General features: G+C 34.9%; 18 protein-coding genes and 4 tRNA genes. 5 read left to right on the top strand and 17 right to left on the bottom strand.

Going from position 1 to position 18410, the window contains the following annotated elements; genetic code table 11:
- Window positions 1–51: 51 nt before the first annotated feature.
- The 7 genes from clpX to AC0L5Q_RS19305 all read right to left on the bottom strand — a co-directional run bounded on the left by clpX (window position 52) and on the right by AC0L5Q_RS19305 (window position 4234).
- Window positions 52–1329: an ATP-dependent protease ATP-binding subunit ClpX gene (clpX, locus tag AC0L5Q_RS19335; RefSeq protein WP_473613175.1), complete on the bottom strand. Its 1278-nt coding sequence runs from the start codon at window positions 1327–1329 to the stop codon at window positions 52–54.
- Between the two features lie 87 nt (window positions 1330–1416).
- On the bottom strand, window positions 1417–2052 hold the full coding sequence (gene clpP / locus AC0L5Q_RS19330) for an ATP-dependent Clp endopeptidase proteolytic subunit ClpP (RefSeq protein WP_473613174.1): 636 nt from the start codon (window positions 2050–2052) through the stop codon (window positions 1417–1419).
- A gap of 88 nt (window positions 2053–2140) precedes the next feature.
- On the bottom strand, window positions 2141–3448 hold the full coding sequence (gene tig, locus AC0L5Q_RS19325; RefSeq protein WP_473613173.1) for a trigger factor: 1308 nt from the start codon (window positions 3446–3448) through the stop codon (window positions 2141–2143).
- Between the two features lie 405 nt (window positions 3449–3853).
- Window positions 3854–3930 (bottom strand) — tRNA-Pro (locus AC0L5Q_RS19320).
- 26 nt (window positions 3931–3956) lie between these two features.
- Window positions 3957–4032 (bottom strand) — tRNA-His (locus AC0L5Q_RS19315).
- A 7-nt stretch (window positions 4033–4039) separates the two neighbouring features.
- Window positions 4040–4116, bottom strand: a tRNA-Arg gene (locus AC0L5Q_RS19310).
- A gap of 41 nt (window positions 4117–4157) precedes the next feature.
- A tRNA-Pro gene (locus AC0L5Q_RS19305) sits at window positions 4158–4234 on the bottom strand.
- 274 nt (window positions 4235–4508) lie between these two features.
- Between AC0L5Q_RS19305 and folD the strand changes: the two genes are divergently transcribed.
- A complete protein-coding gene (folD, locus tag AC0L5Q_RS19300) occupies window positions 4509–5360 on the top strand; it encodes a bifunctional methylenetetrahydrofolate dehydrogenase/methenyltetrahydrofolate cyclohydrolase FolD (protein WP_473613172.1) in 852 nt (283 codons plus the stop codon).
- Between the two features lie 104 nt (window positions 5361–5464).
- On the opposite strand, the gene cysS is transcribed toward folD, so the two are convergent.
- Window positions 5465–6847 (bottom strand): cysteine--tRNA ligase, encoded by a 1383-nt coding sequence (cysS, locus tag AC0L5Q_RS19295; protein ID WP_473613171.1) that lies wholly within the window; start codon window positions 6845–6847, stop codon window positions 5465–5467.
- Window positions 6848–7056: 209 nt separating this feature from the next.
- Here cysS and AC0L5Q_RS19290 point away from each other — a divergent pair, with 209 nt between their 5' ends.
- A complete protein-coding gene (locus AC0L5Q_RS19290; protein ID WP_473613170.1) occupies window positions 7057–7551 on the top strand; it encodes a peptidylprolyl isomerase in 495 nt (164 codons plus the stop codon).
- A 39-nt stretch (window positions 7552–7590) separates the two neighbouring features.
- Window positions 7591–8334 (top strand): UDP-2,3-diacylglucosamine diphosphatase, encoded by a 744-nt coding sequence (gene lpxH / locus AC0L5Q_RS19285; RefSeq protein ID WP_473613169.1) that lies wholly within the window; start codon window positions 7591–7593, stop codon window positions 8332–8334.
- Here the strand turns inward: lpxH and miaE are convergent, their stop codons facing one another.
- Window positions 8335–9105, bottom strand: coding sequence for a tRNA isopentenyl-2-thiomethyl-A-37 hydroxylase MiaE (miaE, locus tag AC0L5Q_RS19280; RefSeq protein ID WP_473613168.1), 771 nt, complete (start codon window positions 9103–9105; stop codon window positions 8335–8337).
- A 95-nt stretch (window positions 9106–9200) separates the two neighbouring features.
- On the opposite strand from miaE, the gene AC0L5Q_RS19275 reads away from it, so the two are divergent.
- Both AC0L5Q_RS19275 and AC0L5Q_RS19270 read left to right on the top strand, forming a co-directional pair.
- Window positions 9201–9476 (top strand): hypothetical protein, encoded by a 276-nt coding sequence (locus tag AC0L5Q_RS19275; RefSeq protein WP_473613167.1) that lies wholly within the window; start codon window positions 9201–9203, stop codon window positions 9474–9476.
- A gap of 208 nt (window positions 9477–9684) precedes the next feature.
- The gene (locus AC0L5Q_RS19270; protein ID WP_473613166.1) at window positions 9685–10293 is read left to right on the top strand and encodes a Yip1 family protein; all 609 of its coding nucleotides are present in this window, start codon (window positions 9685–9687) and stop codon (window positions 10291–10293) included.
- Between the two features lie 93 nt (window positions 10294–10386).
- Here AC0L5Q_RS19270 and purF read toward each other — a convergent pair whose 3' ends face one another.
- The 8 genes from purF to mltF form a co-directional block, all read right to left on the bottom strand.
- The gene (gene purF, locus AC0L5Q_RS19265) at window positions 10387–11904 is read right to left on the bottom strand and encodes an amidophosphoribosyltransferase (protein WP_473613165.1); all 1518 of its coding nucleotides are present in this window, start codon (window positions 11902–11904) and stop codon (window positions 10387–10389) included.
- Window positions 11905–11923: 19 nt separating this feature from the next.
- Complete coding sequence (locus AC0L5Q_RS19260) at window positions 11924–12412, bottom strand: CvpA family protein (protein WP_473618337.1); 489 nt, start codon at window positions 12410–12412, stop codon at window positions 11924–11926.
- Between the two features lie 71 nt (window positions 12413–12483).
- Window positions 12484–13164, bottom strand: a complete 681-nt coding sequence (locus tag AC0L5Q_RS19255; protein ID WP_473613164.1) for an SPOR domain-containing protein — start codon at window positions 13162–13164, stop codon at window positions 12484–12486.
- A gap of 71 nt (window positions 13165–13235) precedes the next feature.
- Window positions 13236–14495, bottom strand: a complete 1260-nt coding sequence (gene folC / locus AC0L5Q_RS19250; RefSeq protein ID WP_473613163.1) for a bifunctional tetrahydrofolate synthase/dihydrofolate synthase — start codon at window positions 14493–14495, stop codon at window positions 13236–13238.
- Between the two features lie 44 nt (window positions 14496–14539).
- Window positions 14540–15406, bottom strand: a complete 867-nt coding sequence (gene accD, locus AC0L5Q_RS19245; RefSeq protein ID WP_473613162.1) for an acetyl-CoA carboxylase, carboxyltransferase subunit beta — start codon at window positions 15404–15406, stop codon at window positions 14540–14542.
- Between the two features lie 160 nt (window positions 15407–15566).
- Window positions 15567–16349, bottom strand: coding sequence for a tRNA pseudouridine(38-40) synthase TruA (gene truA / locus AC0L5Q_RS19240; RefSeq protein WP_473613161.1), 783 nt, complete (start codon window positions 16347–16349; stop codon window positions 15567–15569).
- A gap of 146 nt (window positions 16350–16495) precedes the next feature.
- A complete protein-coding gene (locus AC0L5Q_RS19235) occupies window positions 16496–16633 on the bottom strand; it encodes a hypothetical protein (protein WP_473613160.1) in 138 nt (45 codons plus the stop codon).
- An 87-nt stretch (window positions 16634–16720) separates the two neighbouring features.
- Window positions 16721–18226, bottom strand: coding sequence for a membrane-bound lytic murein transglycosylase MltF (gene mltF, locus AC0L5Q_RS19230; protein WP_473613159.1), 1506 nt, complete (start codon window positions 18224–18226; stop codon window positions 16721–16723).
- Window positions 18227–18410 lie beyond the last annotated feature (184 nt).

The following is an 18410-nucleotide window of genomic DNA, read 5'->3' as shown; positions in this document are numbered from 1 at the left end:
ACGACTCTTTTTTATTTAATTTCAAACAACTATTTAACTTTATAGGTTAAGTTACTCCGAAACAGCTTGGTCTTGTGGTGTTTCATAAATCACGATAGGTTTTGACTCACCTTTAATGACGGTTTCATCAACAACCACTTTACACGCATTTTCTAATGATGGTAACTCGTACATAGTTTCGAGTAATACACTCTCAACAATTGAACGTAAACCACGGGCACCTGTTTTACGATTCATCGCTTTATTTGCAATAGCTAATAATGCATCTTTTCTAAACTCTAACTCAACACCTTCCATATCGAAAAGCGCAATAAATTGTTTAGTTAAGGCATTTTTAGGTTCTTGTAATATTTGTATCAAAGCGTCTTCATCAAGCTCAGTTAAGGTAGCCACTACAGGTAATCGACCAATAAACTCAGGGATCAAACCGTATTTAACTAAATCTTGAGGTTCTACGTCTTGGAACCTTTCAGTTAATGATTTTTCAGCATCTTTTCCACGAACTTCAGCACCAAAACCAATACCTGTTCCTGTTTGACAACGTTGTTCAATAACTTTATCAAGCCCAGCAAAAGCACCACCACAAATAAATAAGATTTTAGACGTATCAACTTGTAAAAACTCTTGCTGTGGATGCTTACGACCACCTTGAGGAGGTACTGAAGCAATAGTACCTTCAACAAGCTTTAATAAAGCTTGTTGAACGCCTTCACCTGATACATCGCGAGTAATTGATGGATTATCAGACTTTCTAGATATTTTATCAATTTCATCAATGTAGACGATGCCACGTTGAGCTTTATCAACGTCGTAATCACATTTCTGTAATAATTTTTGGATAATATTCTCTACATCTTCACCAACGTAACCAGCTTCGGTTAATGTGGTTGCATCAGCCATAGTAAATGGAACATCTAATAACCTTGCTAAAGTTTCAGCTAATAAGGTTTTGCCACTACCCGTTGGACCAATAAGTAAAATATTACTTTTACCTAATTCAACACCATTATGAGAATCACCATTACGTAAACGTTTGTAATGGTTATATACCGCTACAGACAATACTTTTTTAGCATGGTCTTGACCAATAACATAATCATCAAGGCTATCTCTGATTTCCATTGGAGTTGGTAATTTTTCTTTGTCTTGCTTTGGCGAAATTTCTTTAATTTCTTCACGAATAATATCGTTACACAGTTCAACGCATTCGTCACAAACAAACACAGATGGACCTGCGATAAGTTTACGTACTTCGTGCTGACTTTTGCCACAAAATGAACAATACAGCAACTTGCCGTTATCACCGTCACCTTTAGTTATATCGGTCATACGGTACCTCTAATTCTTTAATTTGAATTTACTTATACATTTAAGTATTTAATCATTTTACAAATGATATTACGATAAAAGATAAAATTATTTATCTTGTCTTTGTTCTAATATGGCGTCAACTAATCCATATTCAACTGCACTTTCTGCACTTAAGAAGTTATCTCTATCAGTATCTTCTGAAACCTTCTCTATCGGCTGACCAGTATGCTCTGCCATTAAGCGATTCATTTTTTCTTTTATGTATAAAATTTCCTTAGCATGAATTTCAAAGTCAGACGCTTGACCTTGGAAGCCACCTAAAGGCTGATGAATCATAACTCGCGCATTAGGTAAGCAATAACGTTTACCCTTTTCGCCGCCCGATAATAGGAATGCTCCCATACTTGCAGCTTGACCAATACATACCGTACTTACATTCGGTTTAATGAACTTCATAGTATCGTAAATAGCCATACCTGCAGTAACAGAGCCACCCGGTGAATTAATATATAGAAAAATATCTTTTTCAGGGCTTTCTGATTCTAAAAAAAGAAGCTGAGCAACAATAAGGTTTGCCATATGATCTTCAACTTGACCACACAGAAATATTACTCTTTCTTTTAAAAGACGAGAGTAAATATCATATGAACGTTCACCTTTTGGTGTTTGTTCAACAACCATTGGTACCAAAGCGCTTTCAGTAACACTTGTTAAATTTTGAGAAGTATGAGAAGTAAACAACAGATTGTCCTTAGATTAAAAAAATGGCTTGTATGTTTCCATACAAGCCATTTAAGCGATTGCTTGATAAAATGTCAATCTAAAAGGCTTATTTTCCTTCAGGATTCATAATATCTTTGAAACTTGCTTTCTTTTCTTTAACTTTTGCACTTGCAAGTACTACTTCAACAGCTTGCTCTTCTAATGCAACATTTTGCATTTGTTGATTAAGCTCTTTGTTAGTTGTGTAGTATTCAATCACTTCTTTTGGATCTTCGTACGCAGAAGCTGCTGATGCAATAAGCTCATTTACTTTGTTTTCATCAACTTTCAATTCGTTTACTTTAATCACTTCACCTAATAATAAACCTGTTTTAACACGTTTCTTAGCTTGCTCTTCAAACATTTCTGCTGGAAGTTCAGGTAAGTTATTAGGATCCATTTGGCCAGCAAAGCGTTGCATAGCTTGTTGACGTAAAACATCAACTTCTTGAGCAATTAAAGAGGCAGGAATGTCAATATCATGTGCAGCTAATAAGCCGTCAATCACTTGCTCTTTAACTTTAGCTTTAACCGCTTGAGTTAATTCACGTGACATGTTTTTACGTACTTCATCACGTAAAGCTTCAACACCACCTTCTTCCACACCGAAAAGCTTAGCAAATTCTTCATCAATATCAGGAACTACTGGTCCTTCAGTTTTATGAACAACAATATCAAATTCAGCTTCTTTGCCTTTTAGATTTTCAGCATGATAATCTTCAGGGAAAGTTACTTTAATCGTTTTTTCTTCACCAACTTTCATACCAATAATATCAGTCTCGAAACCTGGGATCATACGGCCAGCATCTAATTCAAGTTCAAAACCTTCAGCTTTACCACCTTCAAAGTCTTCACCGTCAATACGACCAGTAAAGTCGATAGTTAGTTTATCGCCTTTTTTACTTTTACGTTTGTTCTCTTTCCACGTTTTATGTTGGTTTTGTAACGTAACAAACATTTCGTCTAAATCTTTATCTGTTACTTCAACTTTCGGTTTTTCAACGTTAATTGATCCTAAATCATTTAGCTTAATTTCAGGATAAATTTCAAAAGTTGCTTCAAACTCTAATGCTTTACCTTCTTCATTGCTTTTAGCAACAAAGTTTGGTCTTCCAGCAGGGTTAATTTTCTCTGCTACGATCGCATCAACAAAATTACGCTGCATAAGCTCACCAGCCACTTCTTGACGTACAGACTTTCCGTAACGTTTTTGAATAACTGATGGTGGAACTTTACCCGGACGAAATCCGTTAATTCGTTGTGTTTTAGCTATATGACGAAGACGATTTTTAACTTCAACATCTACTGATTCTGCAGGAACAGAAATCGTTAAACGACGTTCCAAACCTTGTGTAGTCTCAACTGAAACTTGCATTTAATTACCTCAAAACTTAGCGTTTAGTACGCTATCAATAACTCACCTAAATACAGTAAACAAACAATAACAAGTAGAGTTTGCTTTTAATCTCCCTAAAATTAATAGCGAAGCTTAAAATTACAAATAAAGATGTTCAGATTAAAAATTATGACGCGAAATTATAGCGATGCTTATAGCAATAGTCGAGCGTATAAACAATTTATTTTTAATTTAATAATAAATAATTGTATTTATTATTAAATTACAGAAAAAAACAATAACATCATAAGCACAATTGATAAAATCGTATTGATTTACATGTAATGTACGAAGATAGAAATGAGAGAAGATATTTTATTCACTAAAATTAATAATAGAAATTTTAATGGATTAAGAAATTGAAATCATATGAAAGGAGTAAAGTGGTCGGTGATGCAAGATTCGAACTTGCGACCCCTTGGACCCAAACCAAGTGCGCTACCAAGCTGCGCTAATCACCGATATACTTTATTTCTACTAGCCTGAATGGGGTGGCTGAAGGGACTTGAACCCTCGACAACCGGAATCACAATCCGGGGCTCTACCAACTGAGCTACAGCCACCACTGTATGGCGCGCCCTGTAGGATTCGAACCTACGACCCACGCCTTAGAAGGGCGTTGCTCTATCCAGCTGAGCTAAGGGCGCACATGGCCTACAGAACTAAACTTTTAATTAAAAATTAAAAGTGGTCGGTGATGCAAGATTCGAACTTGCGACCCCTTGGACCCAAACCAAGTGCGCTACCAAGCTGCGCTAATCACCGACATTGCTAAAAACATTACTTGCTTTCAACGGGGGCGGATATTACCTAGTTGACTGGGTCGCGTCAAACATTTTTTATAAAAAAAAACGCGTTCGGTTACTTTTACATCATCTTGTATAATTATCAACTCAATAATGTTGAAATATCAGTTAATAGTCTTAATTTCATTATTTAATCCCCATAATTTTATTTATATAAAATCCTTATACAATTACACTTAAAATTATGAGAAAATGCTAGCGTTTTTCATCCATCATAAATATATAGAAGTAAAATGACAGCATCATTAATCAATGGCAAAGAAATTGCCCAGCAAATTAGAACATCTGTAAAACGTAAAGTTGATCAGCGTATACAAAATGGATTACGAGTTCCCGGCCTTGCCGTTATATTAGTTGGATCAGATCCTGCTTCTGAAGTTTATGTTGGAAGTAAACGCAGAGCATGTGAAGAAGTAGGCTTTATATCTAAATCTTACGATTTAGAATCATCAACATCTGAAAGTGAGCTCCTTGCATTAATTGATGAGCTAAATTTAGATAATACAATCGATGGTATTTTAGTTCAGCTACCACTTCCTGCACATTTAGATTCGAATTTAGTTATTGAACATATTAACCCTAATAAAGATGTTGATGGTTTTCATCCTTCTAACGTAGGTAAATTAGTATTGCGCCAGCCAGGTCTTCGTCCTTGTACTCCTAAAGGTATTATGGAATTGATATCAACCACCAAGATCAAAACTCATGGTTTAGATGCTGTTGTTGTAGGTGCTTCCAATATCGTTGGTAGACCTATGAGTTTAGAGCTACTACTTGCTGGTTGTACAGTTACAACAACACACCGCTTTACAAAAGATTTAGAATCTAAAGTAAGAGGGGCTGATTTGTTAGTGGTGGCTGTGGGTAAACCTGAATTTATTCCGGGTGAATGGATTAAAGAAGACGCTATAGTGATCGATGTGGGCATTAACCGTTTAGAAAATGGCTCACTAGTCGGTGATGTAGGATTTGAAGTTGCGAAAAATAAAGCATCATTCATTACTCCTGTGCCTGGTGGTGTTGGACCAATGACGGTAGCAAGCTTAATTGAAAACACTTTGTTAGCTTGCGAAGCTAATAATTAATTTCAAGTATTAAGTATTAAGTATTTAAAACCGAAAAGTCAGCTAGTTAGCTGACTTTTTTATTGGATTTAATTCTATAAATATAAAGATTAAAGCATTAAAAACTAAGCTTTACGCCATGTAGTTTTTCCAGCTGAATCTTCAAGAATAACATTCATCGCTTTCAGTTTATCTCTGGCATCATCAGCCATCGCCCAATCTTTATTAGCACGCGCTTCATTACGTTGTTTAATTAACGCTTCAATTTCTTCAGCTTCAGAATCATTTGCAACACTACCTTTAAAGAACTCTTCTGGTGAGCTTTGTGCAATACCTAACACTTTACCTAGTTCAATAAGAATATAAGCTAGCTCCCCTGCTTTGTTTGCATCTTGATCTTTTATGCGGTTAATCTCTTTAGATAATTCAAAGATAACCGGCATAGCTTCAGGGCAATTAAAGTCATCGTTCATGGCTTTCTCAAAACGATTTACATACTCGTTGCCAGTTAGTTCAACCGGTACAGGAGTTACATCACGTAACGCAGTATACAGTCGTTCTAAGCTAGCTCTTGCTTGTGTTAGGTTATCTTGAGAATAATTTAACTGGCTACGGTAATGACTCGACGTTAAAAAGAATCTTACTGTTTCTGCATCATATTCATCTAAAACACTACGTAATGTGAAAAAGTTATTTAACGATTTAGACATTTTCTCTTTGTTAATTTGCACCATACCACCATGCATCCAGTAATTAACATAAGGTGTATTATTCGCACAACACGACTGAGCTATTTCATTTTCATGATGGGGGAATTGTAAATCAGAGCCACCACCATGAATGTCAAAATGCTTACCTAAATGCTTTTGGTTCATCGCAGAACATTCAATATGCCAACCAGGACGACCTTTACCCCAAGGTGAATCCCAGCTTGGTTCATCTGGTTTTGCCATTTTCCATAAAACAAAATCTAATGGGCTTCTTTTAGCTTCATCAATATCAACCCGAGAACCCGCTTGCAGCATATCAAGGTTTTGCATACTCAGCTTGCCGTAATCGTTGTATGTGCTTACTTCAAACATTACATCGCCATTTGAAGCAACATACGCGTGATCTTTTTCTATTAATGTAGCAACAAGATCAATAATTTCAGGCATGTGTCCTGTTACGGTTGGTGCAATATCAGGTCTCATAATATTTAAATCATCAAAGTCTTGATACATTTGAGCTGTCATACGTTGAGTTAACGACTCACAACTTTCGTTATTCTCTAGCGCACGTTTAATAATTTTATCGTCAACGTCAGTAATATTACGCACATGAGTAAGTTCATAACCTGAATATTTTAAATAACGCGCAATAATATCAAAGGCTACATACGTTCTCGCATGGCCAATATGGCAACGATCATAAATGGTAATACCACAAACATACAAGCCAACCTTACCTTCAGTAATAGGTTTAAATATTTCTTTTTTTCGGCTAAGAGTATTAAAAATTTGCAGCATAACTTTTCTAGTTTCCTGTATTGCCCTGAAAAACTTTAGGGGCGCTAATTAAATTAGGTTTATTGTATTTTAACAAAAAATCGAAGCGTAAGTGTACATCAACATTTCTTTTGAATCATCAGATGGTTAGATTTTAGAGAAGAAATGTTTGAATTCTTACGTTACAATCTCCACATTATAAATATCGTATTAAATAGAGAGAACATATAGTGATTACTTTTAAAACAACATTAGGTGATATCAAAATTAAATTAGACTTTGATAAAGCACCTGTTACAGCTAAAAACTTCCAACAATATGCTGAAGATGGCTTTTACAACGGCACTATTTTTCACCGTGTAATTAAAGGCTTTATGGCACAAGGCGGTGGTTTTTCGTCTGGTTTAGAAGAAAAAAACACAAGTGAAAGCATTAAAAATGAAGCAAACAATGGCGTAAGTAACACGCGTGGCACACTTGCTATGGCACGTACACAAGATCCTCATTCAGCTTCTGCTCAGTTTTTTATTAACTTGGTTGATAACACATTTTTAGATTTTAAAAGTGAAACAGTTCAAGGCTGGGGTTACTGTGTATTTGGTGAAGTAGTTGAAGGTATGGACATTGTAGACAAAATGACGTTAGTTGATACAGGTCGTTTAGGCCATCACGACGATGTACCAAAAGAAGAAATCATTATTACTGAAACAGTTATTGAAGCTTAAGAAAGCAGCTTAAATTAAATATTTGGATTCAAATTTTTAGTGATAAACAATAAAGAACAAATCATCTACTTTATAGCTGACTTACATTTAGCGGAAAACAGGCCTGATATTACGGCCTGTTTTTTGTCGTTTATGAAGAATGACGCGATAAAAGCCGAAAAGCTCTATATTTTAGGTGATTTATTCGAAGTTTGGTTTGGTGACGACTACAAAACAGAACTAACCGATGCAGTTATAAAAGCCATACAAACCTTAACAGCAACAGGCACAGAAGTTTATTTTATTCACGGCAATAGAGATTTCTTATTAGGTAAACATTACGCCAAACAAGCTAATATGATCCTATTACCTGAAAAACAACTAATCGATCTCTATAACGAAAAAGTTTTACTTATGCATGGCGATACACTTTGTACGCGTGATGTTGATTATCAAAAATTTAGAAAAAAATCGCGTAGTTGGTGGTGGCAAGGTTTTATGAAAAGCCTACCGTTATGGTTAAGAAAGAAAATTGCTGATAATTACAGAGAAAAAAGTAAACAAGCACAACAAACAAAGTCACTTGATATTATGGATGTAACTGAATCTGAAGTTATTAAAGATTTAGAAGAATACAACTGCCAATTAATGATCCATGGTCACACCCATCGACCCAACATACATGAATTAATAGCGAATAATAACCCAGCTCAAAGAATAGTGTTAGGTGATTGGTATGAACAAGGTGCTTGGTTAAAAGTTACCCCTACAACAAAAACACTATTGAATACTATTTTTAAATAATTACGTAGTTTTTATACTAGATATTCCACTATGAAACTTAAAATCAGTATCAGGGCTAGATATCAAATCAGCTTCAACTTTTCCAAAATACTCAACCTTTGCAGTGATATCTACCGGAGATATTGACTGGGCCAATTCTAAATAATCTTGATAGTGGCGTGCTTCAGATCTTAAAAGAGAAATATAAAAATCTCCTAATCGTTTATCTACGTAAGGAGCTAGTTTAGCAAAGCGCTCACACGATCTAGCTTCAATATATGCCCCACAAATCAACTTATCAATTAGCGTATCTGGCTCATGTGTTTTAACGTGTTTCAACATACCTTTAGCGTAACGAGATGGTGTTATGCTTTTATATTCAATACCGTAATGATCCATCATTTCTAATACTTGATAAAAATGGTGAAGCTCTTCTTTTATCAATAACACCATTTTATCAATTAAATCTTGTCCATAAGGTGAATCAGATTTAGGAATAACCGATTTTGTAAGTTTATTTTTAACAGCAAGGTCGCGCCAATTACCCTCTCTTTTATAAATAAACTGCTCAAATGGCTGTAACCACTCAAGTAGCGCATCACCACTTTTTTTATCTACTGCATATTTACGAATTAAAAACATAGCTGATTGAGCGGCTTTTAACTCACAAATCAAATGATCTATTAATATGACTTCTAAGTTTTCAACTTTTATTGCTTCATCAATCCACACTTGTGGCGTTTCAATGTTTAAAAAATTATTAATAGGTGATAACAAATGAGAGTAGGTCATAGTGAATAACAATATTGATGAATTGCTCTATTTTAAAAGCCTATTTATTGAGATACTAGGAAAATATCAATTTATGTATAACAAACTTATTAACAATGAAATCTGACAGTGACAAATTAATAAAAAAACATCAAGAACTCATTCATACAGATAACCTCAAGGTAACTTCACATGTACAACGTGAAGAAAACGAATGGTTTATTAATACGGTTATGTTTGAAAATATAGACGTTCCTTTTAAATATAAACGTAAGAAACTCTATAAATCTTTAGTGAATAATAGAGTTAATGTTACCTATTACGTATCTAACGAAAAAGTTGCAGGATTTGAAATAGAAGTCATGAATATTGTTCGAATAAAAATCAGTTAAAAAGTAATAACCTCTATCATTTTTAGATTAATTGACGATAAAACCACTCTTTTTTGATTATTTTATTAACATTTCTTGACCTTTGAACGACTATCTTACATAAATAGATATGTAAGACTTAATAATAATAACTAGATAATAATTTAAACAAAACTAACCGACATTGCGTTATGTTGTCCTTTGTTCGGAAACGTGGAAGGAGATTACAATGATATTAAATCATATATGGGGCTTGTATACCCACCCTAAAGAAGAATGGCAAGTAATCGAGAAACGCCACGAAAGCTTACTTTATAGCTTAGTTCACATTTGTACCATCGCTTTAATTCCTGCAATCTGCGGTTACTTTGCAGCGGCTCATATTGGCTGGACAATTGGAGTAGGGGAACCAATAAAGCTAACAAACACCAACGCTATTGTTATGACCGTAATTTTTTATTTAACGTTAATAATTGGTGTAGCGGCATTGGCTTATTTAATTCACTGGATGGCTAGAACTTTTGATTCGTCACCCGATTTTACGCAATCTTTAGAGCTTGCTGCGTATACAGCAACACCTTTGCTTATGGTCGGTATTGTAGCGCTTTACCCTGTTCTTTGGTTTGTGGTACTCGCTTGTATTGCCGCAATGTCTTATTCAGTTTATCTTTTATATTCAGGTGTCCCTATTATGATGAATATTCCTGAAGAAGAAGGCTTTATATATGCAAGCTCTGTTGTAACTTGTGGCTTAGTATTACTGGTAGGTTTATTAGCCGCAATGATCATTCTTTTTGGTGTAGGTTTAGGGCCTGAGTTTTTACATATATTTAATTAAAAATGAAAACCAAACAGAAAAAAGGCACCTAAGGTGCCTTTTTTCTATGCTTTAAATATTTATCCAATCAAATAGAACGAATGTAATTACAAATTATTCAGCACCTTCGTTGTACATATCAATAATAGATTCTGCATTTCTATCTGAGTTTTCTTTTGATTCATTGTTTCGTAATGCATCTAGCTTATCTAAATAAGATTGGTTGATATCTTTAGTAATATACTGACCATTGAACACTGATGTATCAAACATTTTGATTTCAGGGTTCGCTACATTTACTGCAGAAACTAAGTCTTCAATTGATTGGAATATAAGTTTATCGGCACCAATTAAATCACAAATATCATCTAATTCACGGCCATGTGCAATTAGCTCATTAGCACTTGGCATATCAATACCATAAACATTAGGAAAACGCACTTCTGGTGCCGCTGAGGCAAAGTAAACCTTCTTAGCTCCTGAAGCTCTAGCCATTTCAATTATTTGACCAGATGTTGTGCCTCGAACAATTGAGTCATCAACTAATAGAACATTTTTATTTTTAAACTCTGCGCCAATGGCATTCAGTTTTTGACGAACAGATTTTTTCCGTTGCTCTTGTCCAGGCATAATAAAAGTACGGCCAATATATCTATTCTTTACAAAGCCTTGGCGATATGGAACATTTAACTGATGAGCTATTTCTAGCGCAGTATCACATGAAGTTTCAGGAATAGGAATAACAACATCTATGTCTAAATCCTCCCATTCTTTGGCTATTTTCTCGCCTAATTTTTTACCCATTTCAATTCGTGACGCATAAACTGATATCTTATCGATAGTCGAATCTGGACGAGCAAAATAAACGTATTCAAATATACATGGACAATATTGCGGAGCTTCAGCACATTGCTGGCTATATAATTCACCTGACTCTGTAAAATAAATCGCTTCACCTGGAGCAACATCTCTTACAAACTCATAACCACAAGCATCTAATGCAACAGATTCTGACGCTACCATATACTCTAAACCTGTTTCTGTTTCTCTTTTACCAAAAACAAGTGGACGAATACCGTTTGGGTCACGAAACGCTATCATTCCATGCCCTATAATTAGCGCCACCGTTGCATATGCACCTCTAACGCGTTTATGTACATTACTAATCGCATTAAAAAAATCATCCGGTGTCAGTTCTAAATTACTTGTACATTGAAGCTCATGAGCCAAAATATTCAATAATAATTCAGAGTCCGACGTTGTATTTACATGACGTCGAGCATTAAGATTCAGCCATTTCTTTAACTCATCAGCGTTAGTTAAATTACCGTTATGCGCTAGCGAAATACCAAAAGGTGAATTAGCATAAAAAGGTTGTGCTTCAGAAGAGCTAGATGAACCTGCAGTTGGGTATCTAATATGCCCAATACCAATAGTACCCTGGAGCCTCAACATATGACGAGTGTGAAATACATCTTTCACTAAGCCATTAGCTTTACGCATTCTAAAGGTATTATCACTAATGGTGACGATACCTGCCGCATCTTGACCTCGGTGTTGAAGCACTGTTAATCCGTCATAGATTAATTGACTTACGTTACTTTTACCAACTATGCCAACAATACCACACATGAAATTATTCTCCGCAGACCTAAGATTGTATTAAAAAACTAGATGACTGTTTAAGGTATTCAAAAAACCAAACAACAATCAATTTAAATTCGGGGATAAGCAATGAGTTCTGCCACCATACGGTTGATGGCGCAGGTGTAAATGCATCTAATAGAAATAATATAGCACTAACAATTAATACACCTCGTAGTGCACCAAAAGCTAAACCTAATACGCGATCCGTACCAGAAAGACCTGTTTTATTAACAAGTTGCCCAATAATATAATTAACTAACGCACCTATAATAAGAGTAGAAACAAACAGTACGGTAATTGCCGCTGCATTTCGAAGGAATTGATCTGAGATATTTGTAAAGAAGACCGCTAAGTCACTATAAAAAGTACTCGCGATAAAAAAGGCGCCGATCCAAATTACAACTGAAATCGCTTCTTTAACAAAGCCACGTACTAAACTTACTAGTGTTGAAATGCCTATTATTGCCAATATGGCATAATCTACCCAAATCATCATTTGAATGTTCTCATTGATTAGAGGCGCGCATTCTACCAGATGCTAACCAATTAAAGCTATTATTTTTATTATTTAGTAGGATAAAAGCGTGTAACTTTACCTTCTACATGGGTTAATGTTTTAAGTGGTTTTATTTTACTTTCCAAAGAAGCTTTATTGATATCAGGCCCTACAAACACTTTAGTTAACGTACCATTTTTAGTTTTTATTGGCCGTGTGAATGTTGTGTAGCCATGATATTTTAATTTTTCTATAAGCTCTGATACATTCTTTTTATGTCTAAAACTTCCTAATTGAATGACCCAAGTTTCTTTCACGTTAATTTTTTCAGGTAGGCTTACCCTAGTGGTATTTTTACTATCGGGTTCAGCTTTTTGAGTTGTATCTGCGCCTAATGATGCGGGTTTTTCTAATGAATTAATTTTAACAGTATCAGAAGATGCAACAGACGATTGTTCAGTAACCTTTTCTTTAGAGGCACTCGTGTTACTTTCATCTGAAGCGAGTTGAAGTATATTATCTTGCTCTACTTCAACTACCTCTTCTTCTTTAGGTTCAATACTTTTTAATTTATCACTAGGGAAAGACTTAATTTCAGTATTAAGTTCAATTTTAGGTGCTTGAGGGATATTTTCAAACTCAGCATTGTATTTCTTTTTGTTTCCATCAAGGAAATCAGGTAAAAATATAATCGCTACAGCCGCAACAATAACAGTTCCAACTATTCGGTTTTGAAAAGGTGTAGACAAACTAAACTCCTAATATTAGCTTATAATTTAAGCTTTACTACTAAACAACTTTACCACTAAATAACTTACCGCTAAACAAGTAGTCGCCTTATTTCTGCTACAGTGTAGAATGATCCATATACTAGGATAAGATCTTTTGCTCCCGCTACAGAACTAGCCATTTTAAAGGCTTGAGTCACATTGTCAAAGCAATTAACCGACTCATTCAAAACGTTTAATTTTTCTGATAACTGTTGCGCCTTAGCACCTCTGTTGACATGTAAACTACCTAAATACCAAGCGTCTACATATTCAATTAAAGGTGACAATGCGTTAGTAATATCTTTGTCTGCTAACATTCCAACTACAGCAAATATTTTATTATAATTCATATTTTTTAGGTAGTTAGCTAAATACCTTGCTGCTTGTGGATTATGGCCCACATCAAGTAATACATCACAATTTTTAACAAAAAGTTCAGTACGTCCAGCCACTTTAGTTAAGTTAATCACCGTATTAATTTTAGCACTACTAATAGGTACTTCTAACAAAGAGAGTACAGTAAGCGCTGTTGCTACGTTGTCAATTGGAATATAAGGTACATTGAGCTTTTCATAAATTTTATGATTTAATGAAAAAGACCAATTTTTTTCGTGCTGGATTAAAGAAAAGTGCTGTTCTCTACATAATAATTTTGCATTTATAGTTTCTGCATATTTTAACACTGATTGAGGGGGAGCAAGATCGCCAACAACGGCATATGTGTTTTCACGCATGATACCCGCTTTTTCAAAACCAATTTTTTCTCTGGTATCTCCTAAAAAGGCTTGATGATCAAGATCAACAGTTGTTACAACAGCTACATCACAATCAACAATATTTGTTGCATCTAATCGCCCCCCTAACCCCACTTCTAAAATAAGGTAATTAGGCTTTAGTTCACTAACAACGATAAGAGCGGCTAAAGTTGTATACTCATAATAGCTTAATGAAATATCTAAGCGTGCTTGCTCAATTTTATAAAATGCGTTGATTAACAGCTGATCTTCTACATCTATTTTATTTAGACGCAATCTTTCATTAAATTTTTCAATATGAGGTGAAGAATATACTGCGACAGAGTATTCCTCGCTTGATAAATAGTTTTCTATAAAGGCGCACGTAGTACCTTTACCGTTGGTTCCTGCCACGGTAATAACTTTGGAAGAAGTTAAATCAATAGATAAGCGTTCAGCTACTTGTTTAATACGGGTTAATCCCATATCAATTTCGGTAAAATGAATACTTTCAATATAAGAAAGCCACTCATCAAGGGATGACCCTAATGAGTGGCTTGATAAATTTTTTGTCATGTAAAAATACTAAACCTTGCTAAAAAACTTAGTAAAAGTCTTACCTAAGAAGCTTTAGGGCTATCATACCCCATAAACTTAGCTAACATACGCGCTAATGTAGAGCGCATTTCTCTGCGATCTACAATTAAATCAATAGCACCTTTTTCTTTCAAAAACTCGCTGCGTTGAAAGCCTTCAGGTAGTTTTTCACGTACAGTTTGTTCAATAACACGCGGACCAGCAAAACCAATTAATGCTTTAGGTTCAGCAACGTTAATATCACCTAACATAGCTAAACTAGCTGATACTCCACCCATTGTAGGGTCAGTAAGTACTGACACATATGGTAAACCTTTTTCGCTCATTTTAGCTAAGGCAGCACTTGTTTTTGCCATTTGCATCAATGAGAATAAGGCTTCTTGCATACGTGCTCCGCCACTTGCTGAAAAACAAACAAACGGTAAGTTATGCTCTAAACAATATTCAACGCCTTTAACAAAACGAGCTCCAACAACTGACGCCATTGAACCACCTAAAAAGGCAAACTCAAATGCAGCTACAACAATTGGGGCGCCCATTAGCTCACCTTTCATCACAACTAAAGCATCTTTTTCGCCTGTAGCTTTTTGTGCTGCACTGATACGATCTTTGTATTTTTTAGAGTCTTTAAACTTTAAAATATCTTGTGCTTCAAACTCTTCGCCTAGCTCAATTCTACCATCCGGATCTAAAAATCCATCAATACGTTTTCTCGCACTGATACGCATATGGTGGTCACATTTAGGACAAACCGACATTTGGCGATCTAGTTCAACTTTGTATAGTACCGCATTACATTCAGTACATTTGCTCCAAACACCTTCTGGAACACCGCGTTTTTGTGTAGCCTTAGATTTGGCTTTTGGGAGAATTTTTTCTATCCAGCTCATAATTTAAATTTTGCCTATTGCATAAGGGAAGATGATTGAAACGATTAAAAAACCATCAAAACAATCAAACACATAGTAATAATCTAATATAACCCATAATTAAAACATATTTTACACTATTTTTAATACTAAAAGTTACGCTATTCGCGTAGTTTTTTCTTTAAGTTAAAAACAGTGGTCCTAAATCTCGCTTCGGAATATCAAACTCTTCAGGATAATCAACATCAACAAAATAGAGTCCAGCAGAAGCTGCTGTCATTCCAGCAACACATCTATTTTTGGCCTCTAGTACTTCCTTGATCCATGAAACTGGACGATCACCTTGTCCTACTTCCATTAATGAACCAGCAATGTTTCTCACCATATGATGTAAAAAAGCATTACCTTTTACATCTATAACGAGATAATTATTAAAACGACTTACATTACAGTGATATAAAGTTCTTATAGCAGAGTGAGATTGACAATGAACCGTTCTATAAGAAGTAAAATCATGACGCCCTAATAATAACTGGGCAGCTTGATGCATCAAATTTTCATCTAATGGCTGATGACAAAAACTAATGCCATGACTAAGAATAGCGGAACGTAATCTTGAATTATAAATAACATAGCGATAACGTCTGGCTGTTGCACTAAACCTAGCATGAAATTCATCACTTACAGGTTTAACCCAAGAAATCGCTATATCGGAAGGAAGGTGTGTATTAACGCCAAGCGTCCACGCAACGTCTTTACGAATTTGATCAGTATCAAAATGAACAACTTGATTCGTTGCATTAACGCCTGTATCGGTTCGCCCAGCACAAATAACTTCGATAGGTTCGTTAGCTATTTTAGATAAAGCTTCTTCAACCCTTTGCTGAACACCAATACCATTATTTTGGCGTTGCCAACCACAGTATTTACTGCCGTCGTATTCAATACCTAGTGCATACCGCATGATAATCTCCACATTTAAGGAGGCGCATTATCCACTACTTTTACCACAAAAAACAATATTCTTAATAATAGACTAAAAAATTATAGCCATTGCATGAATAAATAGATCTATTTTTATCCTTAAAAATATTCAATTAGTTGTTGTAATTAATTACTCTTTTCTTCTAACAAAATAGTTTCTTGTATAAATTGTGACTGACGTCGACCCATTGTTTTACTTTTTTGACGATTTAACTGTCTTCTTCTTTGGCAGCTAACTAAACGTTTTCTTGTATTAAATGACATTACGTATCTCCTTTTTAAATATCATTATGCTTATATAATATGAATAAAATATGACAACAAACAATTTATTTATATTCGGAGGTAAATTTAAGAGCTAACAGGTTCAGCTAAAGGGGAATATTCAGTTTTTTCATCATTTTCAAGAGATGTTGCTTCTTTAGGCTCTACAGATAAAGCTTCAATAGGTGCATCTTCAACAATAACATCTTCTTCATCAATACTTTGTTGATCCATCCATTCTAACGTATCGTAATAACGTCGAATGTTCTCAACGTAATTTACAGGCTCATCGCCACGCGCGTACCCATACTTGGTTTTTTTATAATATTTCTTTTGTTTTAATAAAGGTAAGCGGGATTTTACTTCTACCCAACGATCGGGGTCTCCACCTTGTCGTTGAGTAATAATGCGCGCATCATTTAAATGACCAAAACCAACATTATATGAAGCTAGAGCAAACCATAAACGATCAGGATATGGAATACGTTCAGGCATTTTTTCAATCATACGCTTAATGTACTTGGCACCGCCACTAATACTTTGTTCTACGTCAAGTCGACTTTTAATCCCCATTTGCTTGGCGGTGGGTAAAGTTAACATCATCATCCCCCTAACGCCGGTATGCGAACGAGCGTTAGGATTCCAATGAGACTCTTGATAGCTTATTGCTGCTAACAACTTCCAATCAACCTCTTGACCATATTTTTCAAATATAGGTTGATATTTTGGTAATTTTTCTTCAATCGCTTTGATAAACATACGCGTATCAACATAATTGAACTGTTCAATATGACCATAATATTTATCATCTAAAGCCAACAAAGAACCGTCATGATGAACTTGTCCAAAAAATTCAACTAAGCTAGATAATATAGAGGTATCATTTTGTTTATTTACTAGCCAAGCTAATTGCTCTTCTTCTTTTATAGTAAATCCAATACTTATTTCTGGATAATATCGACGACTGATTGCAAGCGCATTACTGTCTATAACCGTATAATCGATTTCTTCTTCTAATACTTTTAATAAAAGTTCTTCAGCATCAAGCTCAGAGCTTTCTTCCCATACTAAGTCATTATTACTGCGTTTTAATTTAGCTAAATTTTCTGCATGGCTGGTTCTAGCAGTTACAACCAATTTTCCGTTAAGGGCATCTAATCTTCTAGGTCTTTCTTTCCCTTGTTTAAAAACAAGTTTTTGGCTAACTTTATCGTAAGTTGGTGCGACACTATATTGCTCTAAACGTTTAGACGTTACTGCTAACCCTGCTGCTAAAAAATCAACGTCGCCAGAGTCTAATTTAGGGAATAAGTCATCTATATGATAGGCAGGTACCACAACAAGCTTCACGCCTAAATAATCAGCATAAGTTTTAGCAAGTTCGTATTCAAAACCTGTTGGCCCTTCAGCTTCAATGTAATAACTAGTAGGTCCGTATAAAGTACCTACCGTCACGTAGCCACGATCTATAATTCTTTGCAGACCAGAAACTTGATTAACAGGTTGGCATCCAGATATAAAAACACCTAACAATAAAATAAACTTTATTGTATATAATATATTATCTGAAAGTTTTCGTAGTATGTTGTTCATAACGCTTATTGTGTCGTTATTTACTCTATTTCGCAAAGAACTTTTTAATTTAATCCCTATATAATTAACTTTACCTTTTGATTATATTAAAAAATAAGCATGTATTTTCTATATTTATTTTCAAACAAGTTAAGCATGAATAAGTAGAAGATTTTCACCGTTAAAGTCACACTGATTGCTGTAT

Source organism: Pseudocolwellia sp. G5-9 (genome assembly GCF_055808995.1).
Note: the sequence above shows the minus strand (reverse complement) of the source record. Positions and strands in the feature narration are given on the sequence as shown.

What these genes read in the sequence shown, in the direction of transcription:
- AC0L5Q_RS19235 (WP_473613160.1), bottom strand. Translation starts at nt 16,633, where the DNA reads ATGTCATTTAATACAAGAAAACGTTTAGTTAGCTGCCAAAGAAGAAGA.
- AC0L5Q_RS19260 (WP_473618337.1), bottom strand. Translation starts at nt 12,412, where the DNA reads ATGATTTGGGTAGATTATGCCATATTGGCAATAATAGGCATTTCAACA.
- miaE (WP_473613168.1), bottom strand. Translation starts at nt 9,105, where the DNA reads ATGACCTACTCTCATTTGTTATCACCTATTAATAATTTTTTAAACATT.
- folD (WP_473613172.1), top strand. Translation starts at nt 4,509, where the DNA reads ATGACAGCATCATTAATCAATGGCAAAGAAATTGCCCAGCAAATTAGA.
- cysS (WP_473613171.1), bottom strand. Translation starts at nt 6,847, where the DNA reads ATGCTGCAAATTTTTAATACTCTTAGCCGAAAAAAAGAAATATTTAAA.
- AC0L5Q_RS19270 (WP_473613166.1), top strand. Translation starts at nt 9,685, where the DNA reads ATGATATTAAATCATATATGGGGCTTGTATACCCACCCTAAAGAAGAA.
- AC0L5Q_RS19275 (WP_473613167.1), top strand. Translation starts at nt 9,201, where the DNA reads ATGAAATCTGACAGTGACAAATTAATAAAAAAACATCAAGAACTCATT.
- mltF (WP_473613159.1), bottom strand. Translation starts at nt 18,226, where the DNA reads ATGAACAACATACTACGAAAACTTTCAGATAATATATTATATACAATA.
- purF (WP_473613165.1), bottom strand. Translation starts at nt 11,904, where the DNA reads ATGTGTGGTATTGTTGGCATAGTTGGTAAAAGTAACGTAAGTCAATTA.
- accD (WP_473613162.1), bottom strand. Translation starts at nt 15,406, where the DNA reads ATGAGCTGGATAGAAAAAATTCTCCCAAAAGCCAAATCTAAGGCTACA.
- folC (WP_473613163.1), bottom strand. Translation starts at nt 14,495, where the DNA reads ATGACAAAAAATTTATCAAGCCACTCATTAGGGTCATCCCTTGATGAG.
- truA (WP_473613161.1), bottom strand. Translation starts at nt 16,349, where the DNA reads ATGCGGTATGCACTAGGTATTGAATACGACGGCAGTAAATACTGTGGT.
- clpX (WP_473613175.1), bottom strand. Translation starts at nt 1,329, where the DNA reads ATGACCGATATAACTAAAGGTGACGGTGATAACGGCAAGTTGCTGTAT.
- tig (WP_473613173.1), bottom strand. Translation starts at nt 3,448, where the DNA reads ATGCAAGTTTCAGTTGAGACTACACAAGGTTTGGAACGTCGTTTAACG.